This is a genomic window from Embleya sp. NBC_00888 (genome assembly GCF_045207655.1).
Taxonomy (GTDB): Bacteria; Actinomycetota; Actinomycetes; order Streptomycetales; family Streptomycetaceae; genus Embleya.
In genome coordinates, this window is sequence record NZ_CP108785.1 from 4661795 (window position 1) to 4673920 (window position 12126).

Sequence of the window (12126 nt, forward strand, 5' to 3'; positions counted from 1 at the left end):
CTCAGGGACGGTCTGGAGCCCGGGGAGACGGTGGAGCGCGACCCGTCGGGAGCGCGAAACGGCGCGGCGAAGGGTCGGCGTCGGCGGCCGGCGCGCCGGTTCGACGCCCTGCGGGGGACAGGAGCGCGAGAACGTCTCCCACGAGCGCCGCGTCGTGGGAGTGGTGGAGGTGGTGCCGCTCGTTGGGCAACTCGCGGGCGGCGAACGGTGCCGGCGGGCCGCGTCGCACGTCGCGGGTCGCCTCGTCGGCGATGTCGCGCACGTGCCCGGGATCGGCGGTGGTGTGCGCGGAGACCGAGACGTGGTCGAGATCGGGTGGTGCGACCGCGCGCGCGGACGCGGGGGAGGCCACCGCGCCGAGCAACGCGAGGACGACCGCGACCAGCACCCGGATCCATCCGCCGCGCCGGAAACCCCGGCGAGTGCGGGGAGCCGCGCGGCGGCGGCGCGTGGCCCCGGAGCCGACGAGGCGACGACTGACGGCGACGTGTCGCCGGGTCATCGCGCCCTCCTGGGTCTGCGCCGTTCCCACGCCGATGTGGGCACGATCCGGTTCACAGACGCAACGCCCGGCCGGCCGTCCGGGGTTCCCGGCATGCGATTCCCACCGCCGGAGGGACGCCTACGGTGAGACCGTGGCCTGGGCGACGCCCAGGCCGGCAACCGGGCGGGTGTTCATTGCTTCGAGGGTTGGGTGCGGCCCGCGACCTCGATCAGGTAGCCGCCGTCGTGGTCGATGGTCACGCCGTGGGTTTCGCTGCCGAAGGCGGGGAAGCTTCGGTCGAAGGCTTCCAGGGCGCGCAGGTAGCGCAACAACGGGCCGTCGGCCGCGCCGATTTCCTCGCCCGGCAGCAGAACCGGGATGCCGGGCGGGGTGACGCACACCATCGCCGCGGCGACGCGCTCGGCAGCGGCGGTGAGCGGGACGCGTTCGGTGTCGCCCCGCATGAGCCGGCGGAAGGACGCCTGTGGCGGAGCGGCGGCCCGGGGCAGGATGCGGAAGGCGTCGTCGAGAAGCCCGACCAGGCCCGCGTCACGCAGGTGTTCGTGCATCGACGTGCACAGGTCGCGCAGCGTCAGGTCCCGGTAGCGGTGCGGATGTGCGGCCACGATCTCGGGCAGCACCTCCGCCAGGGACGCGCCTTCGTCGTATCGGGCCTTGAAGTCGGTGAGCGCGTCGAGCAGCGTGCCCCACTTGCCCTTGGTGATGCCCAGGGAGAACAGGATCAGCGTGCTGTAGGTGTCGGTCTTCTCGACCATGACGCGCCGGGTCTCCAGGTAGGCGGTCAGGACTCGAGCGGGGATGCCCCAGTCGGTCATCGTGCCGCCGGCCGTGGTGCCCGGGCAGGTGATGGTCACCTTCACCGGATCCAGCAGGCACCAGCCCTCGTCCAGGTCCGGGAAGCCGTGCCACGCGGCACCGGGGGCGAGTTGCCAGCAGGAGGGATCGGTGCGCAGCAGGTCCGGTGGGGCGTCCGCGAACGGCACGGCCTCGCCGGTGGCCGGGTCGACCACCTCCTCGGGCTGCCACACTCCGAAGAACCAGGCGGGGCGGTCCCCGGCAGTGGCGATTCTGCGGCCCAGGTGCACCATCGCCCGGCGAAAGCGCACCGCCTCGGTCACCGCCTCGTCGATCAGGCAGCGACCCTGTGGGCCGTCCATCATCGCGGTGGCCACGTCGAGCGAGGCGATCATCGGGTAGAGCGGCGAGGTCGAACCGTGCATCATGTACGCCTCGTTGAACCGGTCGTGGGCCACCGGCGCCCGAGGGGTGTCCCGCACATGCACCATCGCGCTCAGCGACAGCGCGGCCAGCAGTTTGTGCGTGGACTGGGTCGAGAAGACCGTCGGCCGCTCCGGCCCGGGCAATGTCTCCGGGCCCACCGCCATCCCGAAGCGATGCGCGTACAGCGGGTGAAAGCGCGCGTACGCGAACCACGCCTCGTCGAAGTGCACCCGCGCGACGCTCTGCCCGAGTGCGCCGGCCGCTCGTACCGCGTCGTAACACAGGCCGTCGTAGGTCGAGTTGGTCAACACGGAGTACACCGGCACGGGCGAGACGGCGTCCGTCGTCAACGGGTGATCCGCGATCCGGGCCCGCAGCGCCTGTGGGGTCAGCGCGCTCGGTGGGACCGGGCCGGCGAGTCCGTAGCCGTTGCGGGGCGGGACCAGATACACCGGCCGCGCCCCGGACATCACCAGGCCGTGCAGGACCGACTTGTGGCAGTTGCGATCGATCAACGCGATCTCGTCGAGCCCGATCGAGGCATGACCCACGAGGCGGTCGGCGGCCGAGTCGCCACCGAGCACGAAGTAGGTGCGATCCGCGCCGAACACCCGCGCCGCGTTGCGCTCCGCCGCGCCGATCGGCCCGGTGTGCTCGAACAGCGATCCCAACTCGGCGACCGACACGGACAGATCACTGCGAAAGAGCTGCTCGCCGAAGTATTCGTGGAACACGCTGCCGATCGGGGACTTCAGAAACGCCACCCCGCCCGCGTGGGCCGGGGTGTGCCACGAGTACTCGAACGAGTCGTCGAACCGACGCAACGCCGCGAAGAACGGCGGGAGCAGCGCGTCCCGATACGTGCGGGCGGCGTGGGCGATCCGGCCCGCGACGAAGCCGGGCGTGTCCTCCGACAACCACACGTAGCCGACCACGGTCTCCGCGACGAACAACGGCAGTTCCGCCGGATCGTGGTGGTCGAGAACCAGAAACGTCGGCAGGTTCCGAAAACGCTCGGCGACCGCGCGCAATACGGCGGCCGCGTCCGAATGGGCGTCCGCCGCTTCGAGTTCCCAATCGATCACGGCCGCCACCACACGGGGGTCGGACCGCAGGACGCCCGCCGCGTCCCGCGCCCGGGTCGTCCACCGCACATCGAAGCCATCGGCCTGAAGTACGGCTCGGATGCGGCGTAGTTGCTCGGCTTGGACACCGTCGCCGTCGACCGCCTCGGATATCGCGAACACAACCGTTCCAGGAGACATTCGTACTCCTTCCCGCCCCCGGACGACCCGTCGGCCGTCCTCCTCCACGATCGGACGCCCGATTGCCGAAGAAGTGGTTGTTTGCCGATGACAACCCGGATGGCCTAAACGGGTGGGTGCGCGGAGGATCCGGCGCGGATTTCGGGCCGAGTCGGTGTGTCTGCGACACGGACCCCGGTCCAGGAACGACCCCCTGGCGTGCACAGTGGGAAGCGGCGGGCGGCCGACGGGCAGCTCTCGCGTTCGATCTGCTCCAGCGCCGGAGGAACCGCACCCGCGCCGCCGCGCTGCGCCCGGCCGGAGGGAGCTCCCTCTGACCGGGCATCGGCGGGTTGAGATGCTTGCCGCGGACGGGGGTGGGGGTACATGAACAACGATCTTGCGCTGCTGGTGCCCGTGGGATTGGTGGCGGGTTACCTCGTGCTGGGGTCGTTGTCCAAGCGGCCTGCCTCGCCTGCGGAGTTCGCTGCGGCGAAGGCGGCTGCGGCGCTGCCGATCAACCTCTACCAGGCCGCCGAGTTCGCGGTTCCCGAGGTGTCGGCGCGCGAGCTTGCCGTCGGCGGGCTCCGCGAGGCGGGTCTGGTCTTCGTCTCGCGGCGACGCGTCGTCCGGGCCTTGGACCGACATCGCAAGCCGACCGACGATCCCGTGCAGGTCGCCCTCTACGCGTTGCTTGTCGAAGACTTCCACGAGGGGCTCACCTTCGAGGAGATCGACCGCAGCGATGCTTTCCAGGCCGTGCTGCGTGAGCACGCGCCACCGCTGCCGGCGCGTCTCCCGCCGACGCACGGCGGCCGGCACAGGCGCATGCTGCGCCTGGCCATGGTGTCGGCGGCGCTGTTCCCCGGGTTGACGGCCTGGGCGATCGCGGTGGCCTGCGGGGTCGGCGGCCGGCTGTCGTGGGCCGTGGCGGGTTTTTGCACGCTGGGCGTGTGGCCGCTGCCTTTTGCCTGTGTCGGGTTGGCCATCACGCGCTTCCCCAAGCCCCGGACCGATCCCGACGCGGTCGCGCCGCTGGTTGCCCGATGCAGCGCCATCGTCCGGGCCGGATGCGAGCCGGAGGCTCCGAGGAGCGCAGCGTGACGACGGCTCCGGGTGGACCGACTTCGCGTCCGAGGACGGACGGGGGCGCCTGGGTCAGGAAGGATGTGATTCCGGCGTGACCCGCCGGGCCGCGTGGTAGTGCCGCGCGGTCCAGCCGTCGGAGTCGCGGTGGACGACGATGGACACGCGCACCGGGACCGCCTCCCCGGTGGGTAGGGAGAAGTCCACGTCGGCCAGGGCCGTCACGGTCCGGTCGCCCAGTCGGCGCGCGTGCAGGAGCCGTGTCGTCGCCGTGGTCCCGGGGGCGACGGCCGTGTAGTAGGCACCGATGGCCTCTCGGCCGGAGGCCGGTTCGGTGTCGATGCCTTGGAACAGGGCTTGCGGATGGAACAGGTCGGTGACGTCGCCGACGCGGTGCGCGTCGAAGGCGGTGCGGAAGCGGTCCAGCCAGTTGGCAACGACCTGTGCGGGCGCGTCGCGGTCGGTGTCGGGTGGGGTGGCGGTTCCTCCGGCCGGATCGTCGCCGACGCGTCGGTCCGTGCCGGTGCGTCCGTCGTGGACGACCTCGCGCTGCCACGCGGACCGCGGTTGGCGGTGCAGCCGCCAATAGTGTTCGGCGATGTCGTCGGGGTCGAAGTCGGTGCCGGGGGCGACCGGTCCGGCGACGGTGACGGCGGCGACGTGTACGCCGTCGGGGCCGTATGTCTGGTCCAGCATCGTGACCAGGGCCCGCAGCCCGGCCTTGCCGAGGGAGAGACTGACGTAGTCGGCCTTGGGTTCGGGCATGCCGCCGGTGACGATGAAGGTACCGCCGCGTTCGGCGAGGGCGGAGGCGGTGTGGGAGGCGGCGGTCAGCGCGCCGAGGACGTTGACCGCCCAGGTGCGGCCGTGTTCGAGCGTCGTGAGTTGCCCGGGTGTGTCCGAGCGGACGATCGCGGCGTTGTAGACGATCACATCGGGCGCCCCCATGGCGTCGATCGCCGCGTCGAGTGCCGCACGCAGCGCGCTCTCGTCCGCGCTGTCCGCCGACAGCCGCGTCACGGACACGTCGTGGCCGGCGATCGACGCGGCGACCGTGTCCAGCGACGCTTGCGTGCGCGCGACGAGCGCGATCGGCATCCCCTCGGCCGCGAACCTTCGCGCGACGGCCGCACCGATCCCCGGCCCCGCCCCGATGATGATCACTCCCGGCATTGCCGTCTCCCTTCGTCTTCCCTCGCCCTCGCGGGGGTTCGTAGCGCGGGACGTTAGATCGTCACACCGATGTGAAGGTCAAGTCGTACGCCGGATCGACGCGCCGCGTGCCGATCGCCCACCCCGTATGCGTCCCGGGGCCCTTGGGCGTCGGACGCGCGCGGACTCGGACCGAGTCGAGGCGGCGCGGTCGGGAATCGGCGAGCACTTCGGGCGGTTTCCCCGTCGTCCGCGACGCCCGATGGCGAGGGCGGGCGTTGTGGCGTCATCGACAGCGTCGGGGGAGTCTCATGCGTATCGGGGATCTGGCCGAAGAGGCCGGTGTGAGTCGCAGGTTGCTGCGCTACTACGAGGAACAGGGCTTGCTGCGGCCGCTGCGGTCGGCGAACGGCTTCCGGGAGTACGCGGCCTCCGACGTCGCCGCGGTGCGCCATATCCGCCTGCTCTTGGCGGCCGGCCTGCCGACCGCGGTGATAGGCCGTGTCCTGCACTGTGTCCACGACGACGGCGGACACCCCGTCCCGTCGGGCTGTCCGGGATTGGTTGAGCAGCTCAACCGACAGCGTGCGCGGATCAGTGCGTCGATGGCGGCGTTGGAGGCGTCCCGGGACGCGCTCGACGCCCTCCTCACCGATTCCCGGCCCCGAGGCCGCCGGCGGTCTCGGGGCGAGGTCACCACCGCGCATCGGTCGGAGGCCCGGGACGATCCGAGCCACCGGGCCGGGTTCGCTCGTCCCCACAGCCCGTAGCACTCGGTGGGTGGGTCCGAGGGCGGCGCCGAGGGCGTGTCGGGCAATCCGGCAGGCCCGGTTCGGCCTCGCCCTTGGGGCGTCCGTGCCACTGCTTGACCGCCAGGAGCAGGAACATCACCGCGACGGCGAGCTCGACCCACCACGTTCATGTCGCCGGTCGGCCGCCGGACAGGGCCTACGGGTCCCCCGAAACGGCCGCGGGGAAACGGCGGCCGGCGCATCCGGCCGGCGCGCCGTGCGCTGGAGGCGCGCGGTCGCGGGCGAGTCGGGCGCGACGGCGCGCCGCGACCGATGTGCGGGCGGTGGGGCGCGATGCTGGGATGGAAAACTGACGAATGGGATTTTCAAGACAATTGGAGCGCGGTATGGGCACCCTCCCCTTCGAGGACACGACCGACTTCGAGAACGCCGGGCGGGGGTTCATCGCGGCGCTCGTGCCGGGGGTGGTCAAGTCCGCGGACGGGCGGGTGGTGTACGACAACGACGCGTACGGCTTCCTCGAGGGCGACTGTCCCCACACCGCGAACCCGAGCCTGTGGCGCCAGGCGCAGCTATGCGCCAAGCAGGGCCTGTTCGAGGTCACCGAGGGCATCTACCAGGTCCGGTCCCTGGACATCTCGAACATGACGATCGTGGAAGGCGACCGTGGGATCGTCGTCATCGACCCGCTGATCTCCGCGGAGACCGCCGCCGCGGCCCTGGCGCTGTACCGCGAGCACCGCGGCGACCGACCGGTGACCGGCATGATCTACACCCACTCGCACGGCGACCACTTCGGCGGCTCGCGCGGCATCCTGCCGCACGGCACCGAGGAGGGCGTGCCGATTCTGGCGCCGGAGGGCTTCCTGGAGCACGCGGTCAGCGAGAACGTCTACGCCGGCGGCGCGATGGGACGTCGCGGCGGGTTCATGTACGGCACCGCGCTGCCGGTCGGCCCCGAGGGGCAGATCGGCACCGGACTGGGCACCGCCACCTCCACCGGCACCATCACCCTCGTCCCGCCGACGATGGACATCACCCACACGGGCCAGGAGGAGACCGTCGACGGGGTGCGGATCGTCTTCCAGACGACTCCGGGCACCGAGGCGCCGGCGGAGATGAACTTCCTCTTCCCCGACCGGCGTGCGCTGTGCATGGCGGAGAACGCCACCCACAACCTCCACAACATCCTGACCCTGCGCGGCGCGGTGGTGCGCGACGCGCGGATCTGGGCGCACTACCTCGACGAGGCCATCGAGTACTTCGACGGCCGCTACGACGTCGCGTTCGCCTCCCACCACTGGCCCACCTGGGGCCACGACGACGTGGTCGCGTTCCTGAGCACGCAACGCGACCTGTACGCGTACCTGCACGACCAGACGCTGCGCATGATGAACGAGGGGCTGACCGGCCCCGAGATCGCCGAGGAGATCCGGTTGCCCCCGGCGCTGGAGAACTCCTGGCACGCGCGCGGCTATTACGGTTCGGTCAGCCACAACGTCAAGGCGATCTACCAGCGCTACCTGGGCTGGTTCGACGGCAACCCGGCCCACCTGTGGGAGCACCCGCCGGTCGAGATCGCCAAGCGGTACGTCGAGGTCGCCGGCGGTGCCGCCGAAGCCCTCGCCAAGGCCCGCGGCTACGTCGAGGCGGGCGACCTGCGGTTCGCGGTCACGCTGCTCAACCACATCGTCTTCGCCGATCCGTCCGACGGCGACGCCAAGCACACCCTGGCCGGGGTCTACGACACGCTCGGCCGCGGCGCCGAGAACGCCACCTGGCGCAACTTCTTCCTCACCGCCGCCCAGGAACTGCGGCGCGGTGTCGTGTTCAACCTGGTCGACCTGAACAATCCCGAGATGGCCATGGCGCTCACCACCGGCATGCTCATCGACACCATCGCCATCCGCATCGACGGCCCCAAGGCCTGGGACGACGACCTGGTCGTCGACCTCGCCGTCACCGACGAACAACGGCGCCACCGCCTGACCCTGCACAACGGCGCCCTGACCCACCGCGACACGCCCCTCGACCGCGCGCCGAAGACTTCCGCCGGGCTGACGCTGACCCTGACCAAGCCGCAACTCCTGGGCATCCTCGCCGGCAAGCCGCTCGACGGCGTCCACACCGACGGCGACCCGGCGCTGCTCGAGCGGCTGTTCTCCTACGTCACCGAACCCGACAAGGCATTTCCCGTCGTCACCCCCTGACGCTGTGGCAGGACCGGACCGTCGGCGCGGGGGCATGGCTCACCCGTGGTGCGGTGTGCCACCGCGCGGCGTCCCACCCGTGCGATCGCATACGACGTGCCGGCGATCGCGGTCCGGCGTGCGCCCCCGTCGGGAGAGTTCGAGATGTGGCCTCCGCGCGGGGTCGCGGGTCGTGCTCTAGGCGTCGCGGGTGTGGTGGTCCAGCAGGCGGGTGAGCAACCGGACGAACTGGTCGCGTTCGGTCGGACTCAGCGGGGCGAGCAGGTCGTCCTGCAGGTCGTCCAGGACCTGGTCGAGGAGGCGTAGGTGGCGGCGGCCCCGGGCGGAGATGGTGATGATGTTGCGGCGCCGGTCGTCGGGGTCCGGTGCGCGCTCGACGAGGTCACGCTCGGCCAGTTCGTTGAGCACGCCGACCATGTCGCTGCGGTAGATGCCGGAGCGCGTGCTCAACTCCGCCTGGCTGCCCGGCCCGTAGTCCTGTAGCGAGGCAAGCACGGCATAGTGCCACTTGCGGGCGTCGACCCGGGCCAGTCCCTCGGTGATCAGCCGGTCCGACGGCACGCCGAGCTGCGACAGGAGCCGACTCGCCCGCCGGCGCAGCCGGTCGGGTGTCTTGAGCCCGCCGCCGTCGGGCAGGTCTGCGGATTCGGCGCTGATCATGGCGCCCATGCTACTCGTTGCATTAGTCCAACTAACGGTATAGGTTCGCTCACGCTCAAAACGATAGTGCGACTAACGTTAATGGAGCGAACTCCAAGGAAGGACGACCTTGCCCATCAAGACAGCGCAGATCCCCACCGCGGACGGCCGGGCCGACGCATTCGCCGCCTTCCCCGAAGGTGGCGGGCGGCACCCGGGGGTGCTGATGTACGCGGACGGCTTCGGCATCCGGCCCGTGCTGCGGGAGATCGCCCGCGAACTGGCCGGGCACGGGTACTACGTGCTCGTCCCCAACCTCTTCTACCGGCACGGCCCGGCCCCGGTGGTCGAACTTCCCGAGTACATCGGGGAAGAGGTCCGGCCCGCGATCTTCGCCCGGTTGATGCCCTTGATCCAGGCGCACACCGCCGAACGTGTCCTGAGCGACGCCGACGCCTACCTCGGGTTCCTCACCGCCCAACCCGAGGTCGGCGCCGGACCGGTCGCCGTGACCGGCTACTGCATCGGCGGCCTCCTGGCGATACGCACCGCCGCGGCGCACCCCGGCCGGGTGGCCGCCGTCGCCGGATTCCACGGCCCCGTGGGTGCCGACGGGCCCGACAGCTTCGCCGAGCTCACCGCCCGGGTCCACTTCGGCCATGCCGAATCCGACCTGACGCCCGAGGGCCTGGGCGAGCTCAACCAGGCCCTGGACGCGGCGGGTGTCGACCACACCTCCGAGATCTACCCCGGCACCGTCCACGGCTTCACCATGGCCGACACCGACGCGTTCGATCCCGCCGCGATGCGGCTCCACTGGGACCGCCTGCTCCCCCTCCTGGGAAGCACCCTGGGTAACGGCTGAGCCTCCGGCCCGGCATCGAACCCGAGGCGCGCGGCTCCGCAGCCCACGGCACCCCCGCACCGACCGCAACGCGGACGCGCCGGTCGAGTCCTCGGCATTCGGTCGTTCGCGCACGACCCGGCGACCGCGTACCCGCCTCCCCGAGACAAGTGAACTCGGCGAGACAAGTGAACTCGGCCTTCCGCGCGGCGGGTTGCGGGCACCTCGATGCGGTGGGACGACGGCGTGGGGGCGCGCGCTCTCGAACGGTTCGCCGCCGATCTGCTCGTGCTCACCGGCCGCGCCGAGGGAAGTGCGTGAGGTTCGCACGAACAGCGTCGAGGGGCACGGCGGATGCCGGGCGGGGCCCTTGTGAGTCCCGGACCCGACCAGCACCGGCGTCCGCCCGCCGTGCAGATCCGAGCAGGCCGGGCGGTGTCCGTGCCCGACCGTAGACTCCCGCCGCATGGAAACGACCTTCGAGTTGGGCGAGATCAGTTGCCCGTCCGGGACGCTGGTGGTGATCGACGGCGGCTATCTCGGATTGTGGAGCGGAGAATGTTCACCCGCCGAACTCGACCCGGGGTGGTGGGGATCGACGATCCGGCGGTGGCCGCCGACATCGCCGCCGCCGTGGACTTCGCCGTGGTGGGCCCGGACGCCGAGGCCGCGGCCCGCACCTTCGATCGGCAGCCGGGGGTGATGGTCTACGACATCCCGGGCTCGGGTGTCGTGCGTCTGCGGGCCTCGTTCGAGGAACACTGCCGGAGCGGGGGATGGGACGCGCGCCTGGAGGCCCTGCCCGCGCGTGAGTCGCACGTACGACGGGTGGGCCGGGTCGTCGCCGACGGTGGGGGGTCGTTCCTGGCGCACGGCGTCCCCGTGGTCGCCGTGGGCGGGCTCCCGCGTGATCGTCGTCTGCCGGTGGTGGCGTCGCGGGTCGACGCCGGCGACGAGGCCCAGGACGGCTGGGCACGGATGACGGTCCGGATCTCGGACGCGCCGGTGGTCTCGACCAGGCCGTTGGGCCTGATCGGGGTGGATTGGGCCCGGGTGCTCTTCGGTGACGTCGACGCGCTCGGTGCCTGGCAACACGACGATCCGGTCGACGGCTTGGCCGACGTGGCCTTCTGGGGCGCGGACGCGGATCGGGCCGCCGCGGAGTTCCACGCGCCCGCACTCGGCACGCCCGGTGAGGACCACGCTCGGGGGTGGACGGACCTGGCCCTGCCGGACGCGATCGACAAGGCACGCGCCCTGCTGGATTGGAAACAGGACACGGGGTGCGGGTTGGCCGTGGACTTCCGGCCGCACTCCCACCACTGGCAGGTGATGCGCCAGGTCCGCGCCTCCGACGTCGAGGCCGGAACGGTGGAGGTCGACGGGGCCAGGATCCTGTGCGCGATGACGAGTCGGGGGGACGGGTTCTTCCCGCTGTTTCTGGATCTCGACGTCACGGGCGCGCCGGTGGCGGTACGGATCGACTTCGTCGCCTCGCCCGGCGACTTCGACGCGGGCGACTCCCTTCACCCGTAGCGCGCCTGTTCGCCACGGGAGAGTAGGCGGGGCAGGGTCCCACCGGTCAACCGGGGGTGCGCCAGGGGCCGACGCCCAGGCGTCGCGTGTCGCCGAGGTCGATCCCACCCGGGATCGGTATCCGCTGCCGGTCCTGCCCCGGCAGCGGCGCGACGTCGAGCTCGTGCCCGCTCGGATCGGCCCCCGCCGCGCTCGTGACGGTGTTGCGCCACGCCACCCCGGAGATCGCCCGCTCGCCGGGACGCAGCGTCACCGGTCGCGGCTCGGCCCGGAGCGTGTCGATGGTCGCGATCGAGGCAGCCCCCGGCTCGATCGCGACGTCGAGTTCGGTCTCGTCGGCACCCAGGACCCGAATGGCGGGATATCCGGTCACGGTGCGGGTCGTATCGCCGCAGTTGACCATCGTCAGACCCATCGCGCGCAGCCCCATCGCCGCCTCGGGTTCCTCCGCCGTGATCCGAAGCCCGGACTCCGGGCAACCGACGGGCGGGGCCTCGGTGTTCGACTTCGTCGACGCGTCGCGGTCCTTGGGCGCGGATGACGTTCCGCCGCCCCCGGGGAGTGTCGGACCGGACGACGATCCGGTCCCGCCGGCGTTGCGCGTCCTCGACCCCGGCTGGTCCGCGCATCCGTTCACACCCACCACGACCGCGGCCATGAGCAGCCCGTAACCCCACGCCCACCGTCCACGCCGACCCGTTGTCATCCGACGATCATCACATGTTCCGCCGGAGCGGGATCTTGAGAACCCACGGCTCGGCAGTCGCGGCGGCCGGCGCGAACGGGTCGTGCCGGCCACGAAGGTCACGGGCGCATGGGCACGGCCGGGCCGACGGTGTCGAGCGTGAGCCCTTCGCCGTGCCGACCGGCCATGGGCAGAGGGCGCGAGACCGTCGGGTCGTCGCCCGATCGGTGCGATTCTCCTCGGGGCGAGGAG

10 protein-coding genes and 1 pseudogene are annotated in these 12126 nt (G+C 71.6%); 5 read left to right on the forward strand and 6 right to left on the reverse strand.

From position 1 onward, the window contains the following. Position 1: 1 nt before the first annotated feature. Positions 2-502: a hypothetical protein gene (locus tag OG948_RS54675; protein WP_331772549.1), complete on the reverse strand. Its 501-nt coding sequence runs from the start codon at positions 500-502 to the stop codon at positions 2-4. A 173-nt stretch (positions 503-675) separates the two neighbouring features. Next, positions 676-2991: an Orn/Lys/Arg decarboxylase N-terminal domain-containing protein gene (locus tag OG948_RS54680; protein WP_331772550.1), complete on the reverse strand. Its 2316-nt coding sequence runs from the start codon at positions 2989-2991 to the stop codon at positions 676-678. A gap of 366 nt (positions 2992-3357) precedes the next feature. On the opposite strand from OG948_RS54680, the gene OG948_RS54685 reads away from it, so the two are divergent. Beyond that, on the forward strand, positions 3358-4074 hold the full coding sequence (locus OG948_RS54685) for a hypothetical protein (RefSeq protein ID WP_331772551.1): 717 nt from the start codon (positions 3358-3360) through the stop codon (positions 4072-4074). 54 nt (positions 4075-4128) lie between these two features. On the opposite strand, the gene OG948_RS54690 is transcribed toward OG948_RS54685, so the two are convergent. Together OG948_RS54690 and OG948_RS54695 are read right to left on the reverse strand one after the other, a co-directional pair. Continuing rightward, complete coding sequence (locus OG948_RS54690; RefSeq protein WP_331773613.1) at positions 4129-4482, reverse strand: SgcJ/EcaC family oxidoreductase; 354 nt, start codon at positions 4480-4482, stop codon at positions 4129-4131. A gap of 102 nt (positions 4483-4584) precedes the next feature. Beyond that, a pseudogene (locus OG948_RS54695) lies at positions 4585-5229 on the reverse strand (SDR family NAD(P)-dependent oxidoreductase); the annotation flags it as partial. Positions 5230-5519: 290 nt separating this feature from the next. Here OG948_RS54695 and OG948_RS54700 point away from each other — a divergent pair. Both OG948_RS54700 and OG948_RS54705 read left to right on the forward strand, forming a co-directional pair. Further along, positions 5520-5978 carry a MerR family transcriptional regulator gene (locus tag OG948_RS54700; protein WP_331772552.1) on the forward strand — a complete coding sequence of 153 codons (459 nt, stop codon included), beginning with the start codon at positions 5520-5522 and terminating at the stop codon, positions 5976-5978. A 368-nt stretch (positions 5979-6346) separates the two neighbouring features. Continuing rightward, a complete protein-coding gene (locus OG948_RS54705) occupies positions 6347-8170 on the forward strand; it encodes an alkyl sulfatase dimerization domain-containing protein (protein WP_331772553.1) in 1824 nt (607 codons plus the stop codon). Between the two features lie 177 nt (positions 8171-8347). On the opposite strand, the gene OG948_RS54710 is transcribed toward OG948_RS54705, so the two are convergent. Beyond that, complete coding sequence (locus OG948_RS54710; protein ID WP_331773614.1) at positions 8348-8830, reverse strand: MarR family winged helix-turn-helix transcriptional regulator; 483 nt, start codon at positions 8828-8830, stop codon at positions 8348-8350. A 109-nt stretch (positions 8831-8939) separates the two neighbouring features. Here OG948_RS54710 and OG948_RS54715 point away from each other — a divergent pair, with 109 nt between their 5' ends. Continuing rightward, positions 8940-9674, forward strand: a complete 735-nt coding sequence (locus tag OG948_RS54715; protein ID WP_331772554.1) for a dienelactone hydrolase family protein — start codon at positions 8940-8942, stop codon at positions 9672-9674. A gap of 537 nt (positions 9675-10211) precedes the next feature. Further along, positions 10212-11189, forward strand: coding sequence for a hypothetical protein (locus tag OG948_RS54720; RefSeq protein WP_331772555.1), 978 nt, complete (start codon positions 10212-10214; stop codon positions 11187-11189). Positions 11190-11235: 46 nt separating this feature from the next. Here OG948_RS54720 and OG948_RS54725 read toward each other — a convergent pair whose 3' ends face one another. After that, positions 11236-11895 (reverse strand): DUF4232 domain-containing protein, encoded by a 660-nt coding sequence (locus OG948_RS54725; RefSeq protein WP_331772556.1) that lies wholly within the window; start codon positions 11893-11895, stop codon positions 11236-11238. Positions 11896-12126 lie beyond the last annotated feature (231 nt).